Here is a 25,296-nt window from a genome sequence, read left to right on the forward strand (position 1 = left end):
ATCTGTAGATTGGTTTTCAAGATTTGTGTGCTTCACTTTTTCTACATATACTTGTCTGTGAAATTATTGCTGAAGGATTATCAATTCATGAGCTGCAGCTTTCTGCTTCTGAATGCAATAATTATGTAATTAAAGCTCTCCACGAGGTTTATCTCAATCCTTCTATACACATCAATCCCTATGTACTTTTCTTGCGAACAGAGACAATTGATTATTCTTATACGTGCAATAATCCTAAGCTGCTTTTTATGATGCTTGATGAATAGACGTTTTCTCTTGAGGTTAGAGGTGTAGGGACAGATCATTGACCTTTTATAGTATCGATAACTAAAATATGATTTAGATTATTTGTTTATAGGTTATGGTATGAAGTAAGCACTTTCATGTGAAGCAAATTGGAAGCAATTTTTATGTGTGAATAGTAAAATAGTTGAATAGAGTTCTGCTGATTATATTTTTATCTACTTCGAAAATTTTTTACACAAGAATACTGATGGCAGCTAAGTTTGCACGAGTCTCTGTTCATTTATAGACGATGACATGAAATTATGCTGATAAGCTATTGCTGATAAGCTATTATAGAGAATTATTTTTTCACAAAAGGTCTTCCATATTTGTGAGAAATTTAATAGTTTCCATTGGTTACAGTGTTTCGATGACTTACGATAAAACATCAGTATTTCAATACATATTGCGACATATTGCGAGAGTGCTAAAAATTAATGCGGGAGGAGACATAATCATGATTCCCCAAGTTTCTTAATAACTATGGCATTTTTCTTATAATTTGAGCGTTTATAAGTAATAATATTAAATTGCGCTAATAATCCATTGTAGAGAAGAATTTTTCCCACTAAGGGTTCACCAATATTTGTGATCATTTTAATAACTTCCATTGCTTGTAGGGTCCCAATAACGCCAGGTAAAACACCGATGATTCCAGTTTCAGCGCATGTTGGGATAGTTCCGTGAGCCGGAGGCGTGGGAAATAAATCGCGATAGTGAGGATTATTGTCTTTATATGGCATAAGGACGGTTAATGAGCCATTAAAACGTTCTACAGAACCACTTATTAAAGGTTTTTTGCATTGGGCAGCGTGATCAGCAAGAAGATAGCGTGTCGTAAAATTATCACTTCCATCAACAATGATGTGGTAAGCATTGAGCAGTTTATCCACATTACTTTTATCTAAGCGTAGGGTGTGTTTTTCAACTACAACATGAGGATTTATTGCTTTTATAGTGGTTTCAGCACTGTCTGTTTTTCTTTTGTTTATTGCATTTGTTTTATGAATAACTTGGCGTTGTAAATTGGAAAGTGAAACGATGTCGTTATCGACAATTCCAATGGTTCCAACACCTGCGGCAGCCAAATAGGTTAAGACAGGAGCACCAAGACCACCAGCGCCCACAACAAGAACACGTGCTTTTTTTAGCTTTTGTTGCCCTGCACCACCAATCTCAGGCAAAATGATGTGGCGTGCATAGCGTTCGATTTCTTTGTTGTTTAATTTTGTATCTGTTTCTTGTGTCATAAATTTTCTCTTGTCATAGTTCTTTTATTGTTTACTAAGTTTATGGTGCATAGACCAGTCTGCTTTTAGGATAGGGAGGATTTATTTATGAAAATTGCCATTCAGATGGATCATATTTCAACAGTTCGGATTCAAGGAGATACGACATTTGCACTCGCTTTAGCAGCACAAGAACGTGGACATTCTCTCTTCCATTATACACCAGATCGTTTATCTCTGTGTGATGGTTGTGTGATTGCACGACTAGAGCCATTGATTGTGCGTGATAAAGAGGGAAGCCACTATCAATTAGAAAAGCCTGCTCGCACGGAATTAACAGATATGGATGTGGTTCTTTTACGCCAAGATCCACCTTTTGATCTCAATTATATCACGACGACTCATTTGTTAGAACGTATTCATCCTAAAACACTCGTTGTGAATGATCCAGCATGGGTACGCAATAGCCCAGAAAAAATTTTTGTTACTGAATTTTCTGATCTGATGCCAGAAACATTAATTACCAAAGATATTGAAGAAATAACAGCTTTTAGAGAGACATTTGGCGATATTATTGTTAAACCACTTTATGGAAATGGGGGCGCTGGTGTTTTTTATTTAAAACAAGATGATCGCAATTTAGCATCATTGTTGGAAATGTTTGCAGAAATTTATCATGAACCTTTTATTGTTCAGCGCTATTTAGAGGCAGTACGAAAAGGAGATAAAAGGATTATTTTGCTTGATGGTACACCCGTTGGAGCTATTAATCGAATTCCGACAAAAACAGATGTGCGCTCTAATATGCATGTTGGAGGTCGCGCGGAAAATGTTGAGTTAACAAAACGTGATTATGAGATTTGTGAACGTATTGCTCCAGCCTTAAAGGAACGTGGTCTTCTTTTTGTGGGGATTGATGTGATCGGAGATTATATAACAGAAATTAATGTGACGTCTCCTACAGGAATTCGTGAAATTAAACGCTTCTGCGGTACAGATGTTGCTCATTTGTTTTGGGATGTTATTGAGTTCAAGCGTTCAAATTAATTTATTTGACAGAGGACAAAAACATGGTTTTAAAAAAATGATCCATGTTGTTTTTTATATTTGTTATGTTGCAAATGTGAACTAGAATGACCGTATGATATAAATTAAGAGGCTGTGTCCTCAATTTTTAGGGAGTTTATAGATGAGCAGAGTATTATCAATTGGAGTGGGATTGATTTTTGCGCTACTGCTGTCAGCAAATGGAGGCAATGCGCGCGATCAAATACAGATTACTGGTTCATCTACAGTTTTACCTTATCAAAAGATTGTTGCTGAGACATTTGGAGAAATTTATCCCCATTTTAAGGTTCCTGTTATCGAATCAGGTGGAACAGGAGCTGGTATTAAGGAATTCTGCCGTGGTATTGGGGAGAACACCGTTGATATTGTCAATGCTTCGCGAGCAATGAAGCCGAGTGAATTACAGTCTTGTTTTGATGCTGGTGTAAAAGATGTTGAGGAAATACGTATTGGGTATGATGGTATTGTTTTTGCAACAGATATTAAGGGTCCTGATTGGAAGTTAAAGCCAGTAGATGTTTATAAAGCTCTTGCTGCTCGAATTATTATAGACGGAAAGTTGCAACCGAATAATGTTTTGAAATGGAGTGCAGTTAATAGTGCTCTTCCTGATTGGACGATAGCAGCGTATATTCCTGGAGAGAAGCATGGGACGCGTGAAGTTTTTGAGGAAAAATTACTTACTGAGGGGTGTAAAGAGAGTGGGGCAGTTGAGGTGATGAAGTCTTTAGGAATGGATGATAAGGAGATACACACTGCTTGTATTGCGATACGTAAGGATGGAAAAGCGGTTGATATTGATGGTGATTATTCTGAAACATTTGCGCGTCTAACTTCTAATAAAACAGGGGTTGGTATTTTTGGTTTGTCTTTTTATCAAAATAATGCTGATAGGCTAAAGGTTGCCGATATTAACGGTTTTGCGCCAACAGTTGAGACGATTTCTAGCGGACAATATCCAGTTTCTCGTCCGCTTTTTTTCTATATTAAGAAAGCACATTTAGGTATTATTTCAGGTTTGCGAGAGTATGTTGACTTTTTTCTTTCTGATCAGATGATTGGTCCAGAGGGTCCTTTGGCTGAATATGGTTTGATTGTTTCTCCTGAAAAGGAGCGTCAAGCGCAGCGTTCTGATTTTTCTGCTGGTCGAGTAATGACATTGAAATAATTTGCAGGGAAAATTTGTTGGATTTCTGGAATAGGAAACTTGGGTGCTATTTTTTATAAAAACTGAAAGATAAAATGCGCATTTCCTTTATTATTTTGCTGTTATTGATTTTTGGATTTTGTGGCTTTTGTATTTCTTATATGCGAGCACGCATTCTTGAATACAGACAACATAAGATGCATTCTCGTGCGTATTATTATGGCTGGTGGACATTTTTGATTACTGTTATTCCAGCTTTTATTTTTTTAATTGTTTGGGATGCTGGGAGTACAATTTATTTAGAATATAATGCCTCTCGAGAGCTTGGGGCGTATAGTGCGCATGTAACAGAGTCTGTAAATCATGATCTACTTTGGGAGACACTTCGAAGTCTCGTCAAAATGATTCATCGCTTTGAGGGGAATCTTTCTACCGCTTCCTATAAGGAAGTGCAGGCACAATTACTCGCGAAGGGATTGATTGTATCTCATGAAGCATCAGATGATGTGTTCAAAATAGCCCGGTCGTGGGTATTCTCTTCTGAAAAGCTTAAGTTTATAGGTTATGGTTTCCTTTTTGCTATTGCATTCTTTGGTTTTATCTGTGGAATGATGCAAATTGCGCCTCATCAGCGTGCGCGCAATAAGGTTGAATCTTTTATTATTATTGGATTAATTTGTGCATCTATTGTTGCAGTTTTGACAACAATAGCCATTGCGCTTTCTATGCTTTTTCAGACAGTGAGCTTTTTTCAGTCTGTATCCTTTTCAAATTTCTTTTTAGGAACTGTTTGGGATCCGCGTTTTTCCGCGAGTGGCTCAAGCGATGAAGTAGGACAATTTGGTTTAATACCGCTTCTTGCTGGTACGCTTTATATTGCATTTGTCGCCATGCTTTTTGCTGTACCTATAGGACTATTTTCAGCTCTTTATATGGCTGAGTATGCTTCTGCGCGATTGCGAGCAATTGTAAAACCATTGTTGGAAGTTCTTGCTGGCATCCCAACCATTGTTTATGGTTTTTTTGCTTTGAAGGTTGTAGGACCATTTTTACGTGATCTCTCTGCGTCTCTCTCAGATGGGGGTGGTTTTATTATGGCACAAAGTGTTTTGACTGCTGGAGTTGTGATGGGAATTATGTTGATACCTTTTGTTTCCTCTTTATCGGATGATGTTATTACGGCTGTTCCACGCATTTTACGTGAAGGTTCTTATGGTTTAGGCGCAACGCAATCTGAAACAATTAAAAAAGTTGTTATACCAGCAGCGCTTCCAGGGATTATGGGGGCCATTTTGTTGACGGCATCGCGTGCAATTGGAGAAACAATGATTGTGGTTTTGGCGGCAGGTGTTGCAGCAAACTTAACACTCAATCCTTTCGAAGCAATGACTACGATGACTGTAAAGATTGTTAATCAATTGACCGGTGACTTTGAGTTTAATTCTCCACAAACTCTGGTGGCTTTTGCCTTAGGAATGACGCTCTTTGTTATGACACTTTTGATGAACATTCTGGCTCTTTATATTGTGCGTAAATATCGGGAACAATATGAATGAATGAAGATTTTTTCCCTCGTCGCAATATTAGCCTCAAGCGTCGGTATTGGGCTGAACGTCGTTTTCGTGCCTATGGTTTGATTGCCATTTCTATTGGTTTGTTTTTTTTATTTACGCTTTTATGGTCTATCATTGGTCAGGGTTATACAGCTTTTTTTCAAAGTGAAATGACATTATCGATTTATTTGGATGAAAAGATCATTGATCCAAGTGGTCAACATAAAACAAAACCGCGAGTACTCATGACGGCGAATTATCCACTTCTTGTACGCAATGCTTTAGCAAAGAAACTTAATATAGATCAAAATGATCGAGCCTCTCTTCGGGAAGTTAATCGTATGTTTTCAAATAGTGTTCGCGTTCAACTGCGTGAAATGGTGACAAAGAATCCAAAACTGATTGGCACGATGCAAAAAGTTAAAGTTTTGGCATCTGCGGATATTGATTCTGCTTATAAGGGACAGATTGATCTGCGTGTAGCAGAAAAAAACCGTAAAGTTTCTAATCGACAAGTAGAATGGATAAAGCGTTTAGCGCATGATGGTACGCTTTATAAAACATTTAATATTGGTTTTTTTACATTTGGCGCTTCAAGTCGTCCTGAGACTGCGGGATTAGGTGTTGCGATCATTGGTTCTCTTTATATGATAGGCATCGTTTTATTAGTTTCACTCCCGATAGGCATAGCAACGGCTCTTTATTTGGAAGAATATGCACGCAAAAATAAATTTACAGATTTTATAGAGGTTAATATCAATAATCTTGCAGCTGTTCCTTCAATTGTGTTTGGTCTTTTAGGACTCTCTTTTTTTGTTAATTTTTTAGGATTACCACGTTCAGCTTCTTTTGTTGGTGGTCTTGTTTTAGCGCTCATGACTCTTCCTACGATCATTATTGCAACACGTTCTGCTCTGCGTGCTGTTCCTCTCTCTATTCGTGCAGCAGCTTTAGGACTGGGAGCATCAAAAACACAAATGATTTTTCATCATGTTGTTCCTTTAGCTGCGCCTGGTATTTTGACAGGCACAATTATTGGAGTCGCTCAGGCTTTGGGTGAAACAGCTCCTTTGCTTTTGATTGGAATGGTTGCTTTTGTTGTTAATATTCCTACGACCCCTATGGATCCAGCAACGGCTTTGCCTGTTCAAATTTTTATGTGGGCGGGTGAAGCAGAGCGTGCTTTTGTTGAAAAGACATCAGGTGCTATTATTGTATTAATGATTTTTCTTGCGATCATGAATATTTCTGCGGTTTTTTTACGTCGACGATTTGAACGCCGCCAGTAATTTTAATAAAACAACAGCTTTGATAAGATTTTTGTAAGGTGAACTTTTGTAATGAAGATTAAAATGCGAGGTCAGGATGTGAAGGTTTCTTATGGAGACAAAGAAGCACTCCACGGTATTACACTTGATATTCCTGAACATCAAGTAACAGCCTTGATTGGTCCATCAGGATGCGGAAAGTCGACTTTTTTGCGTTGTTTTAACCGTATGAATGATACGATTGAAGGCGCTAAAACAACCGGTCTTATTACCTTAGATGGGGAGAATATTTATGACCAGAGGATTGATGTTGTAGAATTGCGCGCTCGTGTTGGAATGGTTTTTCAAAAGCCCAGTCCTTTTCCAAAATCCATATTTGAGAATGTTGCGTATGGTCCACGCATTCATGGTTTAGTTAAAACGCGCTCTGAATTGCATGATGTAGTTGAAAAGAGTTTGAGGCAGGCAGGTTTGTTTGAAGAAGTAAAAGATCGTCTTCATGATCTTGGAACAAGTTTGTCAGGGGGACAACAACAGCGTTTGTGTATTGCACGTGCTATTGCGGTTAGTCCTGAAGTTATTTTGATGGATGAGCCCTGTTCAGCTCTTGATCCCATTGCGACGGCACGGATTGAAGAGCTTATCGATGCGTTACGGCAAAATTATACAATTGTTATTGTAACGCATTCCATGCAACAGGCCGCACGTGTTTCTCAATATACGGCTATGTTTCATTTAGGGCATTTGGTAGAAGTTGGTGCGACTGAAATGATCTTTACCTCACCAAAAGAGCAACGGACGCAAGATTATATTACGGGGCGTTTTGGATAGGTGAATTGAGGAGTGTAAGATATGTCTATGAACCATACTGTCCGTTCTTATGATGCAGAACTAAAATATTTAAAAGCAAGGATTACAGAAATGGGGAGCCATGCAGAAAGAATGATTGAACGTTCTGTAGCATCGGTTGTGTGTAGTGATCTTCAACTTGCAACGACAGTGATTGCCGATGATGTGTTTTTAGATGAAGCAGAACGTGACATTGATGAAAAAGCGGTTGCTATTATTTGCAAACGCCAACCGATGGCTGTCGATTTGCGTGAAATTATTGGAGCCATTCGTATTTCTTCTGATCTTGAGCGGATTGGGGATATGGCCAAAAACATTGCTAAAAGGACTGTTGCACTTTCAGAAATACGTCAATCTGCTTCTGTTTATCATGGGCTTGAAACAATTACAGCTTTAGCGCTCAATCAATTAAAAGAAGTCTTAAATGCTTATACGAGTCGCCTATTAGAGCGTGTTGACGCGGTGCGTGAGCGTGATGAGAAGATTGATGCTTTGTATACTTCTCTTTTTCGTGAACTTTTGACATATATGATGGAAGATATGCGTAATATTACGGTTTGTACGCACTTACTGTTTTGTTTAAAGAATATTGAACGGATTGGTGACCATGTTACTAATATTGCTGAGATGCTGCATTATATCATAACGGGTTACCATATGTCCTCTGATCGTCCTCGCGATGACCTTACTTATAAAGTTGGGGTAGGTGAGAAGAAAATAGATTAAGATTTTTCTTATATGTATAAAATCAGTTTGTAGATATATGAGTATTTTCTTACAGTGCGGCTATAGAAAGAATAAGATAACTATCTTATGGAAAAGCATAAAGAGGCAACAAAGAGTTTTTTCAGAGAAGCATAGCAGATTGCTAACTCTTGGTTTGACATATTTGTATATTGGATGATATCATCACTCGTATTGTGGCAGGAGGGGAGTTTTCTAGGGGAATTTCCTTTCAGATCATTTTGTTAAAATTTTTATATTAAAAGGGGATATCTGTATTATTTTTTTAATATCGATGCAAAGAGTTTTGGTATCCAAATTTTTTGTATGTAGGAGAAGTGGATAGTGTTACTTCATTGTAATTGGAACGTGTGGGCTATTATGGCCTATATTGGACCATGAAGGATAACAATATTGATCTGTAAATTAAGAGTTTTTTATTTTTTATTTTGCATAGATACTTTTTGATTACCTCTTGTATTAAAATTTTACTGAGTGGTAACAGTTAGCTATGTACTTTATTGAGAGATACATTTAAAGCTCATTTCAAGACTTGAATAGCTCAGAGATTATAGGAATGTGTTGCATAAGATGAAAAAAAATCGTTGGAATGTATTTGTTACCTGTTGTGTAGCGCCGTTAGTTGTTGTGGGGTGTGCTTCAAATCATTTAGAGACTGGAAAAATAAATAATAATAAGACAAAAACAGTTACGTATCCATTGACAGAGCGTCAATGTCTTATGCGAGCGATGTATTTTGAATCAAATCGCACAAGCCGTGAAGGAATGATTGCCGTTGGAACGGTTGTTATGAATCGTGTTAATTCGACCGCCTATCCTAAGACGATTTGTGGTGTTGTTGGTCAATATAGGCAGTTTGCTCCTGGTGTTTTAACGCGTCCTATGACGGAGAAAGCATCTGTTGCTCGTGTAAGAGAGGCGGCTGATGCTGTTTTACGGGGTGAGCGAGATAAGAAAGTTAGACACGCTAAGTTTTTTCATACCGCTGGTTTGTCTTTTCCGTATAAAAACATGCATTATGTTCAGGTTGCAGGGGGAAATGCTTTTTATGAAAAACGATCACGTGATGGGGAACTTCAAGTTCCTACAAATAATCGCCCTTATGATGTTGCTTATGCTTTTGCTCAAGAACGTTCTGGTCATGCGCCAAGCTTTATAGATGAAGGCTTAGAAAGTGGGGGAGTAAAGGTAGAAAAAAGAGCATCTCCTTCGATAGAAATAGCACAGTCCAAGACGGCACATCTTGCATCTTTTGCTTTGGTACAGCTTGATAAAGTTCCTATTCCTGCCTATGCACCTCAACATCTAGCTAGGAAAGAGGAAAATAAAACGATTATGACTTTGCCTTCATCAGATCAGTTAAATGCAATTGTTGCAATGTTAGAAAAACGACATAGAAACTGGTAAGTTTTTCACGACAAAAGAAGGGTTATATACCCATTGCGGTTTATGAATTAAGTGAACCTTTTAGCGATAATGACACGCATAAATATACGTAGAGAAAATGAACTCGAAGGATCTAAAAAAATTTATAAGATGACGACATAAAGAACGCATTTTATTTAAAGAAGGGTATTGCTAATGTACTTTGATATTCATGAGACAATTTCGCCTGAAATGCTTAATCGTCTTGCAGAAATTACAGTAAAAGTGGGGTTGAATTTACAAGAGGGGCAGGATCTTGTTTTGACCGCTCCAGTTTCAGCATTACCTTTTGTTCGGCGTATTGCGTATCATGCTTATAAGGTTGGTGCTGGTGTCATTATACCAATTTTTAGTGATGATATATTATCGCTTACACGTTTTGAAAATGCCCATACAGCTAGTTTTGATTGTGCCCCTTCTTGGCTTTATGAGGGAATGGCGAAGGCTTTTGAAAAGGGGGCAGCGCGGTTAGCAATTGTTGGTGATAATCCTTTGCTCCTTTCCAATCAAGATTTCGATAAGGTTGCGCGTTTGAATAAGGCGACTTCACTAGCTTACCAGCCTGCTCTCAAAAAAATATCGAATTTTTCTATAAATTGGTCAATTGTTGCTTATCCAACAGCAGGATGGGCTGAGGCAATGTTTCCTTCTTTACCACTGAATGAGGCGATTAAAAAATTAGCCGATGCAATTTTTTCTGCTTCACGTGTTACAGAAGAAGATCCGGTACATGCGTGGTTCGTCCATAACGAGAATTTAAAGAAACGGTCATCTTGGCTTAATGAGCAGCGTTTTTCTGCTTTACACTTTACAGGGCCAGGGACTGATTTAACTGTTGGTTTGGCAGATGATCATGAATGGCATGGTGGTGCATCTGTTGCTCAAAATGGTGTTATTTGCAATCCGAATATTCCGACAGAAGAAGTTTTCACGACTCCTCATGCTCATAAGGTTGAAGGTTTTGTTCGCTCAACAAAGCCACTTTCCTATCAAGGAACACTGATTGATAATATTGAAGTACGTTTTGAAGCAGGGCGTATTGTTGAATCCCGTGCATCAACGGGGCAGGAAGTTTTGCAGCAGGTTTTGCAAAGTGATGAGGGTGCAAGCCGATTGGGCGAAGTTGCTCTTGTTCCTCATTCTTCACCAATTTCTAAGAGTGACCTCCTTTTTTATAATACCTTATTTGATGAAAATGCTGCATGTCATATTGCTTTAGGACAGTGTTATTCCAAATGCTTTTTAGATGGGGCATCATTGACATCAGAAGAGATTGCAGCGCGTGGTGGTAATAAAAGTGTCATTCATATTGATTGGATGATTGGTTCTGGCGAAATTGATATCGATGGCATTACCCAAGATGGTGTAAGAGTTCCTGTATTTCGTAAAGGTGAGTGGGCTTAATCCTGCTATGTCCTCAAATATTGTCATTTGAGGTAGGGTGGGATGTAAGCCTCATTGATACGTTAAGTATTTTAGAGTGCCAGGTGAATATTCAAGGCAGGGTTTGGTCATAAAGCCTTTAGTTAGGTGACTCACATGAGTAGGAAGCTAAGTGAAATCCACTCATCAAGAATTTGAGTCGTTTATAGAGCAGATGTAGAGGAAGGTTTCGTTCTTTGAGGGGAGAAAAGAAGCCAATTTATTGGTGATACAATTGGAAAGTGTATAATTATTAAAGAAGAGAGATGCCTGAACTTCCTGAAGTAGAGACAGTTCGTCGTGGACTTGAGTCTGTTGTAACTGATGCAAAGATAGTATCTGTCAGACTTAATCGTAGAGATTTGCGCTTTCCTTTTCCTGAGGCTTTTTCTGAGCGCCTTATTGGCAGAACAATTATAGAACTTGGTCGGCGTGCAAAATATTTATTATTCCATCTTTCTCAGAATGAAACGATTTTAAGCCATTTAGGAATGTCTGGTTCATGGCGTATAGAGAATGATCTTTTAAGAACAGTTTTTTCAACGACAAATAAATTGGTTAAACATGATCATTTTGTCATGGATATTCAAACAAGGAATGGTGAAGTTTATCATCTTATTTATAATGATGTGCGTCGCTTTGGATTTATGCTTTTAGTCAATACGGACAAGCTTTATGAACATCCACTTTTAAATAAGCTAGGGCTTGAACCTATGAGTAATTCGTTTTCTGGTCGTTATTTACAAAAGGCTTTTGTTAATAAAAAAATGTCTCTCAAGAGCGTTTTACTTGATCAGTCTATTGTTGCAGGTCTTGGGAATATTTATGTTTGTGAAGCACTTTGGCGGAGTCGTTTGTCTCCACAACGTGGTGCATTTACATTGGCATCAAAAACGGCACGTGCATGTGAATTTGCAGATTCTTTAGCAAAAAATATACGCAATGTGATTTCTGAAGCCATTTTGTCTGGTGGCTCTTCTTTACGTGATTATATGCATATAGATGGTTCACTTGGTTATTTCCAACATGCTTTTTCAGTTTATGGACGAGAAGGCAAGCAATGTTTGGAATGTGGAACGCCTATAGTGCGTATTTTACAGGCTGGACGTTCAAGTTTTTACTGCTCACAATGCCAAAAATGAATAAGGTGTCTTGCAAAATCTTACAAGAGGCTTAAAGTCGTCGTATCTATAGTATAATTACACAAGGCTTGAGAGGTTTTTTTTATGCTGAATAAAGTACTAACACATCTTGATGGAAATATAGAAAAGAGCCTTGAACGCCTTTTTTCTCTTTTACGTTTTCAATCGATTTCTACAGACTCGGCTTACAAGGATGCATGTCGTAAAGCAGCTGATTGGTTAGTAGAGGATTTAAAAAGCATCGGTTTTGAGGCTTCACGCCGTGATACACCGGGTCATCCAATGGTTGTTGGGCATCATCCAGGACCTTCGGATGATTGTTTGCATGTTTTGTTTTACGGACATTATGATGTTCAACCTGTTGATCCTTTGAGTTTATGGGAGGATGATCCATTTACACCTTCTTTAAAAGAGAGAGATGGAGAGAAAGTTATTTGTGCTCGTGGAGCTTCAGATGACAAAGGTCAGTTGATGACTTTTATTGAAGCATGTCGTGCATTTAAGAAAGAAACAGGGCATCTTCCTGTTAAAGTTACTATTTTATGTGAAGGTGAGGAAGAATGTGCTTCTCCTTCCCTTATTCCTTTTTTAAAAGAAAATAAAGATGAACTTAAGGCAGATTATGCATTGGTTTGTGACACGTCAATGTGGGATGCGGATACACCATCTATTGCTCTTTCTCTTCGGGGAATTATGGCAGAAGAGATAATTATTACAGCAGCGAATCGTGATTTGCATTCTGGTTATTTTGGAGGAGTAGCAGTTAATCCCATTCGTATTCTAACGAAAATCTTAGCAGGACTTCACGATGAAAATAATAGGGTAACACTTCCTAGTTTTTATGATGGCGTAGAAGAAACACCTCCACAGATTTTGCAGTTATGGAATGAACTTAATTGTACTGCTGAAAATTTTCTTGGTCCTATAGGGCTTTCCATTCCTGCTGGTGAAAAAGGGCGGAGCATTTTAGAGCTTGTATGGGCACGTCCTACCATGGAAATTAATGGTATTAGTGGCGGCTATGAAGGGGAAGGGATGAAAACGGTTATTGCTTCTCAAGCGAGTGCAAAAGTATCGTGTCGTTTGGTGCATAAGCAAGATCCAGAGAAAATACGCCAAGCGTTGCGTGATTATGTACGTAGCTCAATTCCGGCTGATTGTAAGGTTGAATTTAAGAATCACGGTTCTTCTCCGGCACTTCAGATTTCTGATGATTCATCTTTTATCAAGGAGGCGAAGGATGCCTTATCACAAGAGTGGGAAGTGCCTGCTGTTTTGACAGCTATGGGGGGCTCGATCCCAATTGTAGCAGATTTTCGGTCAATTCTTGGTATGGAAACTCTTTTGGTTGGTTTTGGACTGGCTGATGATCGTATTCATTCGCCTAATGAAAAGTATAATTTAAAATCGTTTCATAAGGGGCAGCGGTCTTGGGCGCGTATTCTTGCTGCTTTCGCAAATAGGAGGGTAAATGGCTGAGATTCGCGTTCATCAAGGTGATTTACCAAACTTAGATAATTATAAAACTGACGCCATTGCGATTGATACTGAAACTTTAGGGTTACAACCCCATCGTGATCGTTTATGTGTTGTTCAGCTTTCTTCTGGAGATGGTACTGCCGATATTATACAAATTGCTAAAGGACAAAAGAGTGCACCTAATTTGGTCAAGCTTCTTGGAGATAACGCAGTCATCAAAATATTCCATTTTGGGCGTTTTGATCTTGCGATTTTAGCGCATACATTTGGTGTTATGCCAGAGGCTATTTTTTGTACAAAGATTGCTTCGAAACTCACGCGTACTTATACGGATCGTCATGGCTTGAAAGAAATTTGTAATGAATTGCTGAATGTGAATATTTCTAAACAGCAACAATCTTCGGATTGGGCGGCAGAAACGTTATCACAGGCACAAATTGAATATGCTGCGTCGGATGTGTTATATTTGCATCGTTTAAAGGTTATATTTGAAGAACGTTTAAGACGTGAAGAGCGAGAAAATGTTGCCAAGGCATGCTTTCAATTTTTGCCTATGAGAGCTAGGCTTGATCTTTTAGGATGGGCGGAAGTTGATATTTTTGCGCATAGCTAACTTTAAAATTGGCTTTTAATGGAGTTAATTATTGATGTGAGAGGATGAAATGCTTGTACATTATGGGCATTTTATCCTCTCATCTTTTCTGATAAGAGTTATAATAAATTCTTAAGTGCTATTTCATTTGAAGTTTAGGTAATCAAAGTGCTTTTGCGAATTCATATTTTTTACTTTTGTAACAGCTTTTATTTGAAAAAAGCAATTTTGAGGAGAGTTTTGAAACATATGGTAGGTTCGAAGACCTAAATCTCTGAAACCAGTACACAGCCTAATTGGGAAAAAATATGAAGGCGTAAATATAAAAACCAAATCTTATCTTTACCATCATTTTTAATTCTGCTTTACGACTTTCAAAAGTATCTAAAGCAATGTCTGTTAAATAATAGAGATTACGCATTGCCTCACGCTTTTGTTTCTCACGTTTTTAATGGATTTACGTTCTTCATGTAAAACAGAACGCCCTAAACGGAATATATTTGTGTTGCTAATTCATGTGCTTTTTTTAAAATAAACCGGCACCCAAGCTCATTTCACGGCGGCGCTTATGAGTGGTATAACGATAAAGCCCCCAAATATGATATAAAATTCGTTGAGCACTCCCATCTTTACGCTTATGGAGTAACAAGCCGCTACCATCACACAATTTGCCAACTCCCAATGTTGTGTAGCTCTTGGCACTTGGGATGGTTTATAAGAGGCATTTTTAGTCTTTTTTATTTTTGTCTACACAGCTCTCCCCACTTGTAACATGCAATCAAATGGTTTTGATGGATTCAACATGAAAAAGATTTGGATGAGAGAATCTTACGGTATTCAGGGTTTTTACTCAATATGAATAACGCTAAACTATCATTATAAATCAATATATTATATGATTAATGTATACAGATAACTACGATTGCACTGAACAATGCAAAGAGCAACTCCTAGAAAAGTGTGCTAGAAACAAGTCAGCAAGAGCGCTTTTTACTAAGTCAAAACGTTGCAATAGCTTTTGCATTTAAATAGATTCGTAAGAATCCCCCTGTTTTCAAGAGTTTTATCTCTATACAAACTTCATTTATGATGTGGACGCGAATAAATTTGCTTAATGTATAATGAACAAGTTTGGAATGAGAGAATATTCTGATATTCTAGGGGCTCATTTTATGTGAGGAAATGTACATTATATTTATAAATCAATATATTTATGTGAGGCTCGTATAGTTTATTATTTTCAGACGATACTTCGTGCCTTTAATTTATTACTCAATAAGTGATTTCTATGTTGGTAGAGCAGGGCAATTTGCTTTTATTTTAAAATCAAAAGGGCTCCAAAGCTTTATTTGTAAGGATTTTCACTTTTTATCTATAAACATATTATTTTTCTCTAGAAATTTGCAATGAAGGCACTAGGTAAAATCCATTATGGATATTTAATGAGGTTAATTTATGAACATAAAATATTTTATTACAGCTTTTGCTACTTTTGCTTCAATCTCTATCGCTCAGGGTGCGAGTTTTTTAGCGTCTCAAAACCTTATACAGAGAGCATCTTCGGCTGTTCCTCCAATAGGTCTTTTTTCTGGTGAACAGCTTCGCAAGGTATTATCTGAAGTTTTTCAAATAGAACTTTCTTGCACAAATAACAGTGAATACATAACAGCAGCTAAGTTAGTACCTGTGTCACATTCTGGTAAAAAAAGAGGATATAATCCTAAAAAAGGACTAGGGAAAAGAGGACGACCAAACCTATTTACACGAAGTCCAATGAGTTTTTAAAAAGTGAGAAAACAACATTGAGAGCTGTAACGTATGCTCGAAAAATGAAGAAAAGAGATATTATCACCTGAAAACAGGAGGGGAGCTATTTTTTTAAATGGTGTTATAATTGTATACGGTGAGAATGAAGAGTACTGTTCGGAAAAGATACGAGCAGGGAGATTTTAGTGAACGAATAGTACTGTATAATAGCAACCAGTCGTTACAAAATTCATGGGTTTAGATGAATATAGCCTAGAGATTTCGGGTTATTTTGTTATGCCGATCGTCATTTTAAGTGTGGTTATATAAGGCATGTAAAACGCCTTGATAAGTGCTTTTAGAGTATGGGGTGGGATTAGTGAAGGACTTGTCTATAGGGAATCTTTGGTTAAGTGAATTACATGAATGGGAAGCTAAATGAAACCCACTCGACAAAAATCTGGACTATTTGCAGACAGGGTCTGATAGGACGCTTCATCCAAATCGAGAAGAAAGCCAAGTATTTATTTTAATGTTAAACTTTTGATCTTGGTGTGTTTCAAGGAATAAAACGCCATTGAGTTGCATACTTACGTGAGCTTGTTTTAAAGAAACATTTCTCAATGCTCACAAGCCTATTTCGCGACGCCATTTATGAAAGGTATAATGGTAAATCCATTGAGTACTACCGCCTTTACGCTTATGAAGGTGAAAAGCCAGCATTCATCACACACTTTGCTAGTTCTCAATATTGTGACAGCCTTTGGTATGTGAGACGATTCATAAGGAGGCGTTTTTAATCCTTTCTTGTACAGTTTTTATCGACACGGCTTTTCTTGCTTGTAATGTGCAAGCGAATGATTTTGATTGATTGCGACATGCAACCAGTTTGGAATGAGAGAATCTTACGATATGTGACTACAGAATTTTATAAAATATTCTTTATTTGTCTATGATTCAAAATATCAGATATTTGCTCTACCAAATTAATGACTTTTAAAGCAAAGTTTGGTGTGAACACTTTAAGAAAGATCTCTCATCTTTTTTGCTTTAGGGAGAGTTTTAATATAGATGTCAGCATTTATCATACCAGTTTCTTGTCTTTAGGCATTTTTTTCAATTTAGTCTTGTAATGGAGTATGAAATGATAGCCTACAAATAAGGCTGAAGCTCTGAAAAAGACTTTACTATAAGGTTGAAAGAAGAAAAAAATGGTAAATATTTAAAAACAATAAATGCCTAAAGTAAAAATAAAGAGCAGGCAAGTTGCATGTGATCTTGTTTCAATCCATGGATTATTGGAAGTCTTATTTTGTGCGATACAAGTTTATGTTTGAAATAAGCATCCTTTTTATGAAAAAAACGAATACATAGTTTTCATATTTGGTTATGCGAAGGATGAAGGTAAAAACGTTATTTGTATAAATTTAAATAGAACGGTTGCATTTGACAGTTCTTGCTATTGAAAACATTCATAAGTGACATTTTTAGTTTTTTAACGGTTTCACATACTTGCTCGTTTGTAATGTATAGAGGGATGATTTTTGTTGCTTGAATATACAATGGTTTAAGATGAGAGCATTTGAATTTAATATAAAAGGATAATTTTTCATTAGACAAGAGCACATGCTTTCCACGGTGATAACGCAGATATTTTTGAAAAATTTATAAAGAAGAGCAAATGTGACAAGAGACAATCATTTGTACATTGGCATAGTTCAATTCTCATTTATTACAGATCAAGCAATCAAAGGTGATTTGATTGGCTTTTTGTTTTTTTTATGAGTGTATCATTTTTGCTACAGATATCTGAAGTTTGGGCTCTATATGAAACGATGTGTTCAAATAAATATTCAGCTATGGAGAGAAAATATGAATATGAAATGGTTAATAACAGCTTCTGCTTTCGCTTTTGTTTCAGCTTCAGCAGCACAAGCAGCAGATGTTATTGTTCCCCCAAGTCCAACACCTGTTGCTCCCGTTATTGTTGCTCCAGCTTTTTCTTGGACAGGTTTTTATGTTGGAGGCCAGATTGGTGGTTTTTCGGGTAAAACGAAAATGGATATTCTCAGTAACGGAAAAAAGATTCCAGCGCCGGATGACCTTTTGCCTAAACTATCTGGTTTCATGGGTGGTCTTTACGCAGGTTCCAACGTTGATCTCGGTAATGGCCTTATTTTAGGTGTTGATACAGATATCGTGTGGTCTAATAAAGATGACACGAAGACAGGAAACACATATGTTATTCTTCCAGGTCATATCAATTATATTAAGAAGATATTAACAGAATCTGGAATTAGTATTGGTAAAGATGCGCTTGAAGCTGGTGCTAAACGGACCCACAGTTTCACTTTTAAAGAAAAGTGGGCTGGTGCGACACGCGTACGTATTGGTTTTGCAGCTGAACGCATTATGCCTTATGTTGCTGGTGGTATCGCCTATACACAGCTTCAAGATACTGCATCGATTTCAATAACAGGCAAAGATTCAGATAAAGTAATAGCTTCTGGTACCTTGTCTGATGAAACAAAGACCCTTGTTGGTTACACTCTGGGTGCTGGTGTTGATTTAGCAATGACCAATAACGTTATTGTCCGTGCGGAATATCGTTACTCTGATTTTGGTAAAAAGAAATTCTCAAATGATAAATATGAGACATCTTACAAAACCAATGATTTCCGAGTTGGTGTTGCTTACAAATTTTAACAGATGATAAGTTAAATAACAGAGGCGCTGTCTTTAACAGCGCCTCTGTTATTCTCTGTTGCTATATTATCACACAATACATAATTTATTGTGGATGTGGAAAGATATTATTCAGATTTTCTTAAAAAAAATCATAAACAATAATTACATTTAAGATCAATAAGTTATTTATATATACAGTTTGTAATTTCTCGTACAAAACAAAGCTATGAATTGCTTTTGTCTGAGATGTGCCCTCCATTTTCTGTGACTGTATCATTTTTACTACAGCTTTTCTTTCTGTAATCTTGTAGCACTGTGCTCATAAATAAATTAGGAGCAAAGTTTATGAATATAAAATCTTTAGTAACAACTTCTGTTATCGCTATAGCAGCAGCTTCTGCAGCACAAGCTGCTGATGTTATCATCCCTCGTGAAACAGCCCCAGCAGTCATTGCAGCCCCTTCATTTTCTTGGACAGGCTTTTATATCGGTGGTCAAGTTGGTAACTTTTCAGGTAAAGTTGATGTAGTTGATTCAGAAACAAACAAGAAAATTACAGATAAAGACTGGACACCTAAGCCTTCCGGTTTCATGGGTGGTATTTATGTAGGTTCCAACGTAGATCTTGGTAATGGCCTCATTCTAGGTGTTGAAACCGATGCAGTCTGGGCAGACCGTGAAGATTCAAAAACGCATTCAGCAGTTATTGGAGAAACTGGCCTTGATGCTTTCAAAAATGAGCTTATAGAAGCGAAAGCTACACCTGCTACAGGAAAAACTATTGCTGGTATCGCGGCGACTGACAAACGTGTAGAGGGCACCTCTATAAAAGAAAAATGGTCTGGTGCAACACGCGTTCGCATTGGTTTTGCAGCAGTTGATCGCATTATGCCTTATTTTGCTGGTGGTATTGCTTATACGCAGCTGCAAGTGGTTGATTTTCTTAAGGCGGAAGGAGCTGATGGTGCCGAAATCGCTTCTGCTAAAGTGTTTGATGCATCAAAAACAATGGTTGGTTTCACTGTAGGTGGTGGTATTGACTTTGCAATGACAGACAATGTTCTATTGCGTGCAGAATATCGTTACTCAGACTACGGTAAAAAAGCATTTGTAAAGGATGGGGATAAATTCGCTTACAAAACCAATGATTTCCGTGTAGGTGTAGCTTACAAATTCTAATTTCGTAAACAACGAAATAAACTTCCAAGAGGCTCTGTCAAAGACAGAGCCTCTATTATTTTCCGTTGTTATATTATCACATACCCTATATTTATTAGGGAAGTAAAAGATATTATTCAGATTTTATTAAAAAGATTTTTATAAACGAAAGATAAGAATTATGCCATAAAATCAATAAGTTATACGTACTTGTAACTTACAATTTCTTGTACGAAGTGAAGTTATGAAATGATTTTATCTTGGGCTTGTCTTTCATTTTCTATGGTTGTGTCATGTTGACTACAGCGTTTTTTCTGTAGTTTTATAATACTTTGTTCCTAAATAAATAAGGAGAAAAGTTTACGAATATAAAATCTTTAGTAACAACTTTTTGTTATCGCTATGGCTGGAGCTTTTACGACATAAGCTGCAGACATTATTCTTCTTCGTGAAACAATCCCAGCAGTTATCACAGCTCTTTCGTTTTCTTGGATAAATTTTTATCTTGGTGGTCAAGTTAGCAACTTTTTAAGTCAAAATTGATGTATTTGATTTAGAGACAAAAGAAAAAACTTCAGATAAAGATGGACTACCTAAACCTTCAGGTTTCATGGGTGGTATTTATGTAGGTTCCAACATAGATCTTGGAAATGTCCTCATTCTAGGTATTGAAACCGATGCAGTCTGGGCAGACCGAGGAGAGACGAAGACGGTTTCAAAGCTTCTTGCGATTGATAAATTTAATGATGTTAATGATGAATTTGAAGATGCTGGTGTTACATTGGATGAAGATGAAAAGTTTCAAAAGGGTAACACAGCAGTGTATCGTATTGGTTTCAAAGAAAAATAGTCTGGTGCAACACGGGTTTGTGTTGGTTTTTCCGTCGCTGACCGCATTATGCCTTATGTTGCCAATGGTATTGCCTATGCGCAAATACAAGGTGTCGATAAAGTTTCAGAAACAAAAAAGTCGGCAAATGGTAAGTCAAGTAAAGAAGTTGCTGCTACGGTATTTGATAAATCAAAAACGTTGGTGGGTTTTACCCTTGGTGGTGGTATAGATTTCACGATGACAGATCATATTCTTCTTCGTGCGGAATACCGCTACTCAGACTTTGGTAAGAAGGAATTTAAAAAAGATTACCTTAAACTAGGCTACAAAACAATGACTTTTATGTAGGTGTCGCTTACAAGGTCTAATTTCATCAAAAGCGCAATTATGAATACAAAGTATTAATAAAAAATTAAATTTTAAAGAGATCTTGACTTTTACAAAACCGCTGTTTTCTAGGCTTTTATTTGTATGACTGTGACATTTTTACTACAGCTTTTCTATCTATAATCTTGTAAGGTCATCTTATAGTTAATTTAGGAGCAAAATTATGAATACAAAATCTTTAATAGCAACTTCTGCTGCTGCTTTAATTTCAGCTTCTGCAGCACAGGCTGCTGATGTGATGATCCCTCATGAAGTCGCACCAGCAGTTATCGCAGCAGCCCCTTCGTTTTCTTGGACGGGTTTTTATCTTGGTGGTCAAGTTGGCAACTTTTCGAGTAAAACTAAAGTAACTATTCCAGGAGCGGATAAAGAACTTTTCAAAAAAGATAACATACCTAGTCCTTCTGGTTTCATGGGTGGTATTTATGCCGGATCTAACGTAGACCTCGGAAATGGTCTCATTCTCGGGGTTGAAACCGATGCAGTTTGGGCAGGCCGTGAAGAATCAAAAAAAGCCCGTGAATTGACTCTTACTGAAAAAGATGCAGAAAATTTTAATGCTGCCCTTGAAAAAGCTAAGGTTGAACTAAAAGATCAGCAGCAGTTTGCAGAAGGTGACAAGGTAACAGAAACGCACAGTTACAAAGAAAAATGGTCTGGTGCGACACGCGTCCGTATCGGTTTTGCTGCTGTTGACCGTATTATGCCTTATGTTGCTGGTGGTATTGCCTATGCGCAGGTACAGGGCATTCAATCCGTTGCAGGAAAAGGAGAGAGAGCTAAAGTTGAGCAGAAAACTGACGGGGATGAAAAAGTGCCAGACGCAGAGGCTAAGCAAACCATAGATTTGACTGGTGGTACTTGGGCTGATGACACGAAGACAATGCTTGGTTTCACTATTGGTGGTGGAGTTGACTTTGCAATGACAGACAACGTTCTTTTACGTGCGGAATACCGTTACTCCGATTTTGGTAAAAAGAAATTCGCAAACGATACACGTGAATTCAATTACAAAACCAATGACTTCCGTGTAGGTGTCGCTTACAAATTCTAATTTCATAAAAATGAAATTAGAAGCATAAAAAATACTAAGGCCTCGTTTAACGGGGCCTTTATTTTATTAGCTCTCTATTCTATATCTCTTAATCCCTTCTATTTTTATTTGTATCATTTTGTGCTATAAGACTTTAGAGAAAAAAGTTTTATATTATAGAGGGCGAATTGGTGGTATATATGGATTTTATAGCTACTGATTACATAAAATCTTATATCATGGCTATCATTTTACGCCTAAGTGAAAAGTATTCAATTAATCTCAGAAATAGGAAAAGATCATAACCAGTGATTAAATTTATTCTGTATATACCAGATTAGAGTGAGCGTATTACATATATCTGTTGGAGTAAGCTTTGGGAAATACAGTCTCATTGGGGAAGCATATGAAGTAACAAAGAGAAAAACTAGTTTTCAACTTTATCCTCTTCTTTTAATTTAGCTTTACGATTTTCAAAAGCATTTAGGATAATGTCTTACGTTTTTGTTTATTGCATTCTTTTTATGGGATCACACTCCTCATGCAAAACAGAACGCCCCAAACGGAATACACTTGTTGTTGTGTATTCACACATTTGTTTTAAAGAAATATTTTTCAAAGTACATCAAGCCCACTTCATGTCAGTATCCGTGAGTGATATAAGACGGTAAAACCTCCCAATGAAATAATATAAAATCTATAGAGCACCACTATCTTTACACTCTTAATAAAAAGAGCAAGCTAGCATCATCATACAACTTTGCCAGCCACCAATGTTGGTGGACAGACCTTGGCTGTTAAAAGCGTTCATAAGAGGCATTTAAAATTCTTTTAATGTTTTTTGTCCACAGACTGTTTCCGCTATCGAGAGACATGGTTTTGATTAATACAACATAGAACAGGTTTTTAATGATAGAATCCTACAGTATTAGTTTTTTCATTCAACATGAAAACAATAAATTATCCTTATAAATTAAACCGATGTGTCATGATGAAGATATTTACGCAAAGAATCTAAAAGTTTTTTTGCGAGTGTTTGAATAAGTCTTTTGTTTCTCTTAATTTTAGATACAAAAGACTATCGCTAAAGCACCAAAAGTAGATCATGTTGATAAATAGATGAAACTTTGATGGCGCTTGGTTTTAAAAAAGGCAATATTTGATTTCACTGTTTTCGTTGGCATTGATTTTGCAATGACAGATGATAGTTTATTGCATGCAGAATACTGTTATTCAGATTTCGGTAAAAAGAAATTTATAAAGAATATTATCATTAACAGTTATGCGAAAATTTAATGAAAATGAATCCAACTTTAAGACACATAATTCTGGTGTGATTTAGTTTACAAATTCTCATTGAATGCAAAATTGAAAGTTTAAGAAGCCTTATTTTCAAAAAAATTTTTATTTTTTTGTGAGTGTGTCATTTTTGCTACAGATCTTTCAAAAAAGATGCTCTATATACATTTCATTTTGGATATTTGGAGAGATTTTATGAATACAAAACGTTTAATAACAGCATCTATTTTTTCTTTAATTTCAGCGTCTACAGCGCTAGCTGCTGATGTTATGATTCCTCATCAACCAGCACCATCGACATCTTCTACCATTGTTGCGCCTACTTTTTCATGGACAGGTCTTTATTTAGGTGTCCAAGCTGGTGGTTTTTCGAGCAAATCTGATATAGCTCTCGTTGATCAAGAAAAGAATTTGCCACTAGATAAAGAGTTCTCTCCTAAACTTTCGGGTTTTGTAGGTGGTTTTTATGCAGGTTCTAATATTGATCTCGGTGATAACTTTATTTTTGGTGTCGATACGGATTTAATGATATCTGGTAAAAAACACACAAAGACCATTACCATAGGTGCGGCTGATAACACTACAATAGAAAATGCAGTCGTAAGATCCCGCAGATCCGCAAACCCACAAACGCCTCCAGCCCCACCAGCAGTACCAGGAACACCGGCACCAGCACCAAAAGCCTCTTCAGGAGGATCTGGGGGTGCAGGAACACCTGCTGGTGCAAGAACTGCAACAGTAGGAACTCCAGCGGTAGGATCCGCTTCAGGAAAAACTGCTACACCGCGAGCCGATCAAGCACCAGCTAAGCCAGCAGGTGCAGTTCAACAACCACCAGCAGGAGCAGGACAAGCAAGTCAATCAGCAGCAACTGGAAGTTCTGGCAATACTAATCCAACATTATCATCACAAACGCCATCTTCACCCCCAGCCTCACAAGCAGGAACAGGAGCACAAACACAAAAAACCAACTCAGGAGTATCTGCAGGTGCAGGAACTGCAACAAGAGGGACTCCAGCAGCAGGATCCGCGTCAAAAAAATCTGCTGTAACGCAATCCAGTTCAGCACCAGCTAAACCAGTAAGTGCAGCTCAACAACTACAATCAGCAGCAGGACAATCAAATCAATCAGCAGCAGGAAGAACAGCATCGAGCGGAGAGACACTTATACTCGCGAGATCAGCATCACAACCATCATCATCAGAAAGAACAGTACCGAGCGGAGGGAGACTTGTACTCGCGAGATCAGGTTCAACCTCTGAGTCAGCAAAAGCTTCCAATGGAACAAGCGGAGCCCAACACGGAGCTCATCATAGCGCCCATGGTAGTGGAAGTAATGCTAATCCGCATGGTGCTTCTCATGGAGGTGGGCATGGCTCTGGCGCTCATGCGCATGGTACTAATTCACATGCTTCTCGTTCTCATGGTGGACAGAATGTGGCTGGACATGGTGCACAAAGTACACAAGTGGTGGATAAGAACAATTCCAGTGCATATGGTATAGAACAAATGAAAAAGCTGGCTTCTGAACTTGGTCTTGATCAAGAGGATGAAGTTGAAACTTTAAGTCATACTTTCAAACAAAATTGGGGTGGTGCTACACGGGTACGTATTGGTTTTGCTGCTGATCGCTTTATGCCTTATCTTGCTGGTGGTATTGCTTATGGGCAGTTCCAAGACACTGTATCAATATCCGTTAAGGATGAGGATGGAAGAGTCGTTTCTTCTAAGAACTTAGCTGATGAAACAAAAACCATGATTGGTTACACACTTGGTGGTGGCGTTGATTTCTCGCTTCTGGATAATGTGATTGTACGTGCAGAATATCGTTACTCTGATTTTGGTAAAAAGAAATTTGCAAAGGAAAAACTTGAAGTTAACTACAAAACCAATGATTTCCGCGTTGGTGTAGCTTATAAATTCTAATTTTTTAAAGAGTAAATTTCTAAG

General features: G+C 37.5%; 19 protein-coding genes and 1 pseudogene. 18 read left to right on the forward strand and 2 right to left on the reverse strand.

The window, feature by feature from the left end:
• Nucleotides 1–740: 740 nt before the first annotated feature.
• A complete protein-coding gene (locus ACFIKH_RS03230; RefSeq protein WP_375626794.1) occupies nucleotides 741–1,535 on the reverse strand; it encodes a molybdopterin-synthase adenylyltransferase MoeB in 795 nt (264 codons plus the stop codon).
• Nucleotides 1,536–1,622: 87 nt separating this feature from the next.
• Between ACFIKH_RS03230 and gshB the strand changes: the two genes are divergently transcribed.
• From gshB to ACFIKH_RS03285, 11 genes are all read left to right on the forward strand, one after another.
• Complete coding sequence (gene gshB, locus ACFIKH_RS03235) at nucleotides 1,623–2,561, forward strand: glutathione synthase (protein ID WP_375626796.1); 939 nt, start codon at nucleotides 1,623–1,625, stop codon at nucleotides 2,559–2,561.
• Between the two features lie 142 nt (nucleotides 2,562–2,703).
• The gene (locus tag ACFIKH_RS03240) at nucleotides 2,704–3,750 is read left to right on the forward strand and encodes a substrate-binding domain-containing protein (RefSeq protein ID WP_375626798.1); all 1,047 of its coding nucleotides are present in this window, start codon (nucleotides 2,704–2,706) and stop codon (nucleotides 3,748–3,750) included.
• Nucleotides 3,751–3,824: 74 nt separating this feature from the next.
• Nucleotides 3,825–5,285, forward strand: coding sequence for a phosphate ABC transporter permease subunit PstC (gene pstC / locus ACFIKH_RS03245; protein WP_375651808.1), 1,461 nt, complete (start codon nucleotides 3,825–3,827; stop codon nucleotides 5,283–5,285).
• The gene (gene pstA, locus ACFIKH_RS03250; protein ID WP_375626802.1) at nucleotides 5,282–6,571 is read left to right on the forward strand and encodes a phosphate ABC transporter permease PstA; all 1,290 of its coding nucleotides are present in this window, start codon (nucleotides 5,282–5,284) and stop codon (nucleotides 6,569–6,571) included. Before pstC ends, pstA begins: the two co-directional genes overlap by 4 nt.
• 51 nt (nucleotides 6,572–6,622) lie before the next feature.
• On the forward strand, nucleotides 6,623–7,381 hold the full coding sequence (pstB, locus tag ACFIKH_RS03255) for a phosphate ABC transporter ATP-binding protein PstB (protein WP_375625677.1): 759 nt from the start codon (nucleotides 6,623–6,625) through the stop codon (nucleotides 7,379–7,381).
• 21 nt (nucleotides 7,382–7,402) lie between these two features.
• Complete coding sequence (gene phoU, locus ACFIKH_RS03260; protein ID WP_012754655.1) at nucleotides 7,403–8,125, forward strand: phosphate signaling complex protein PhoU; 723 nt, start codon at nucleotides 7,403–7,405, stop codon at nucleotides 8,123–8,125.
• A 588-nt stretch (nucleotides 8,126–8,713) separates the two neighbouring features.
• Nucleotides 8,714–9,550 carry a cell wall hydrolase gene (locus ACFIKH_RS03265; RefSeq protein ID WP_375670264.1) on the forward strand — a complete coding sequence of 279 codons (837 nt, stop codon included), beginning with the start codon at nucleotides 8,714–8,716 and terminating at the stop codon, nucleotides 9,548–9,550.
• A gap of 174 nt (nucleotides 9,551–9,724) precedes the next feature.
• Complete coding sequence (locus ACFIKH_RS03270; RefSeq protein WP_375670978.1) at nucleotides 9,725–10,972, forward strand: aminopeptidase; 1,248 nt, start codon at nucleotides 9,725–9,727, stop codon at nucleotides 10,970–10,972.
• Between the two features lie 284 nt (nucleotides 10,973–11,256).
• Nucleotides 11,257–12,132: a bifunctional DNA-formamidopyrimidine glycosylase/DNA-(apurinic or apyrimidinic site) lyase gene (mutM, locus tag ACFIKH_RS03275; protein ID WP_375670979.1), complete on the forward strand. Its 876-nt coding sequence runs from the start codon at nucleotides 11,257–11,259 to the stop codon at nucleotides 12,130–12,132.
• Between the two features lie 84 nt (nucleotides 12,133–12,216).
• Nucleotides 12,217–13,611 (forward strand): M20/M25/M40 family metallo-hydrolase, encoded by a 1,395-nt coding sequence (locus tag ACFIKH_RS03280; protein ID WP_375626811.1) that lies wholly within the window; start codon nucleotides 12,217–12,219, stop codon nucleotides 13,609–13,611.
• A complete protein-coding gene (locus tag ACFIKH_RS03285) occupies nucleotides 13,604–14,224 on the forward strand; it encodes a ribonuclease D (protein WP_273787818.1) in 621 nt (206 codons plus the stop codon). Before ACFIKH_RS03280 ends, ACFIKH_RS03285 begins: the two co-directional genes overlap by 8 nt.
• Before the next feature lie 248 nt (nucleotides 14,225–14,472).
• Here ACFIKH_RS03285 and ACFIKH_RS03290 read toward each other — a convergent pair.
• A pseudogene (locus ACFIKH_RS03290) lies at nucleotides 14,473–14,928 on the reverse strand (integrase); the annotation flags it as partial.
• 730 nt (nucleotides 14,929–15,658) lie between these two features.
• Between ACFIKH_RS03290 and ACFIKH_RS03295 the strand changes: the two are divergent.
• The 7 genes from ACFIKH_RS03295 to ACFIKH_RS03325 all read left to right on the forward strand — a co-directional run bounded on the left by ACFIKH_RS03295 (nucleotide 15,659) and on the right by ACFIKH_RS03325 (nucleotide 25,272).
• Nucleotides 15,659–15,988 carry a hypothetical protein gene (locus ACFIKH_RS03295; protein ID WP_375651810.1) on the forward strand — a complete coding sequence of 110 codons (330 nt, stop codon included), beginning with the start codon at nucleotides 15,659–15,661 and terminating at the stop codon, nucleotides 15,986–15,988.
• A 1,833-nt stretch (nucleotides 15,989–17,821) separates the two neighbouring features.
• Complete coding sequence (locus ACFIKH_RS03300) at nucleotides 17,822–18,655, forward strand: outer membrane protein (RefSeq protein WP_375670981.1); 834 nt, start codon at nucleotides 17,822–17,824, stop codon at nucleotides 18,653–18,655.
• A gap of 327 nt (nucleotides 18,656–18,982) precedes the next feature.
• Nucleotides 18,983–19,816, forward strand: a complete 834-nt coding sequence (locus ACFIKH_RS03305) for a porin (RefSeq protein WP_375670983.1) — start codon at nucleotides 18,983–18,985, stop codon at nucleotides 19,814–19,816.
• A gap of 589 nt (nucleotides 19,817–20,405) precedes the next feature.
• On the forward strand, nucleotides 20,406–20,645 hold the full coding sequence (locus tag ACFIKH_RS03310; RefSeq protein WP_375670985.1) for a hypothetical protein: 240 nt from the start codon (nucleotides 20,406–20,408) through the stop codon (nucleotides 20,643–20,645).
• A 48-nt stretch (nucleotides 20,646–20,693) separates the two neighbouring features.
• Entirely contained in the window at nucleotides 20,694–20,975 is a 282-nt protein-coding gene (locus tag ACFIKH_RS03315; protein WP_375626820.1) for an outer membrane protein, read from the forward strand.
• Nucleotides 20,976–21,177: 202 nt separating this feature from the next.
• On the forward strand, nucleotides 21,178–22,068 hold the full coding sequence (locus ACFIKH_RS03320) for an outer membrane protein (RefSeq protein ID WP_375670987.1): 891 nt from the start codon (nucleotides 21,178–21,180) through the stop codon (nucleotides 22,066–22,068).
• A 1,473-nt stretch (nucleotides 22,069–23,541) separates the two neighbouring features.
• Nucleotides 23,542–25,272 carry a porin gene (locus ACFIKH_RS03325; RefSeq protein ID WP_375670989.1) on the forward strand — a complete coding sequence of 577 codons (1,731 nt, stop codon included), beginning with the start codon at nucleotides 23,542–23,544 and terminating at the stop codon, nucleotides 25,270–25,272.
• The last annotated feature ends 24 nt before the right edge of the window (nucleotides 25,273–25,296 follow it).

It is taken from the genome of Bartonella sp. SD1336NMGDW (assembly GCF_042193565.1).
GTDB classification, from domain to species: domain Bacteria; phylum Pseudomonadota; class Alphaproteobacteria; order Rhizobiales; family Rhizobiaceae; genus Bartonella; species Bartonella grahamii.

Coding starts and splice junctions, on each gene's coding strand:
- ACFIKH_RS03315 (WP_375626820.1), top strand. CDS start 20,694: ATGCCTTATGTTGCCAATGGTATTGCCTATGCGCAAATACAAGGTGTC.
- ACFIKH_RS03230 (WP_375626794.1), bottom strand. CDS start 1,535: ATGACACAAGAAACAGATACAAAATTAAACAACAAAGAAATCGAACGC.
- pstC (WP_375651808.1), top strand. CDS start 3,825: ATGCGCATTTCCTTTATTATTTTGCTGTTATTGATTTTTGGATTTTGT.
- ACFIKH_RS03325 (WP_375670989.1), top strand. CDS start 23,542: ATGAATACAAAACGTTTAATAACAGCATCTATTTTTTCTTTAATTTCA.
- mutM (WP_375670979.1), top strand. CDS start 11,257: ATGCCTGAACTTCCTGAAGTAGAGACAGTTCGTCGTGGACTTGAGTCT.
- phoU (WP_012754655.1), top strand. CDS start 7,403: ATGTCTATGAACCATACTGTCCGTTCTTATGATGCAGAACTAAAATAT.
- ACFIKH_RS03285 (WP_273787818.1), top strand. CDS start 13,604: ATGGCTGAGATTCGCGTTCATCAAGGTGATTTACCAAACTTAGATAAT.
- ACFIKH_RS03270 (WP_375670978.1), top strand. CDS start 9,725: ATGTACTTTGATATTCATGAGACAATTTCGCCTGAAATGCTTAATCGT.
- ACFIKH_RS03320 (WP_375670987.1), top strand. CDS start 21,178: ATGAATACAAAATCTTTAATAGCAACTTCTGCTGCTGCTTTAATTTCA.
- ACFIKH_RS03310 (WP_375670985.1), top strand. CDS start 20,406: ATGGGTGGTATTTATGTAGGTTCCAACATAGATCTTGGAAATGTCCTC.
- ACFIKH_RS03280 (WP_375626811.1), top strand. CDS start 12,217: ATGCTGAATAAAGTACTAACACATCTTGATGGAAATATAGAAAAGAGC.
- ACFIKH_RS03295 (WP_375651810.1), top strand. CDS start 15,659: ATGAACATAAAATATTTTATTACAGCTTTTGCTACTTTTGCTTCAATC.
- gshB (WP_375626796.1), top strand. CDS start 1,623: ATGAAAATTGCCATTCAGATGGATCATATTTCAACAGTTCGGATTCAA.
- pstA (WP_375626802.1), top strand. CDS start 5,282: ATGAATGAAGATTTTTTCCCTCGTCGCAATATTAGCCTCAAGCGTCGG.
- ACFIKH_RS03240 (WP_375626798.1), top strand. CDS start 2,704: ATGAGCAGAGTATTATCAATTGGAGTGGGATTGATTTTTGCGCTACTG.
- ACFIKH_RS03300 (WP_375670981.1), top strand. CDS start 17,822: ATGAATATGAAATGGTTAATAACAGCTTCTGCTTTCGCTTTTGTTTCA.
- pstB (WP_375625677.1), top strand. CDS start 6,623: ATGAAGATTAAAATGCGAGGTCAGGATGTGAAGGTTTCTTATGGAGAC.
- ACFIKH_RS03265 (WP_375670264.1), top strand. CDS start 8,714: ATGAAAAAAAATCGTTGGAATGTATTTGTTACCTGTTGTGTAGCGCCG.
- ACFIKH_RS03305 (WP_375670983.1), top strand. CDS start 18,983: ATGAATATAAAATCTTTAGTAACAACTTCTGTTATCGCTATAGCAGCA.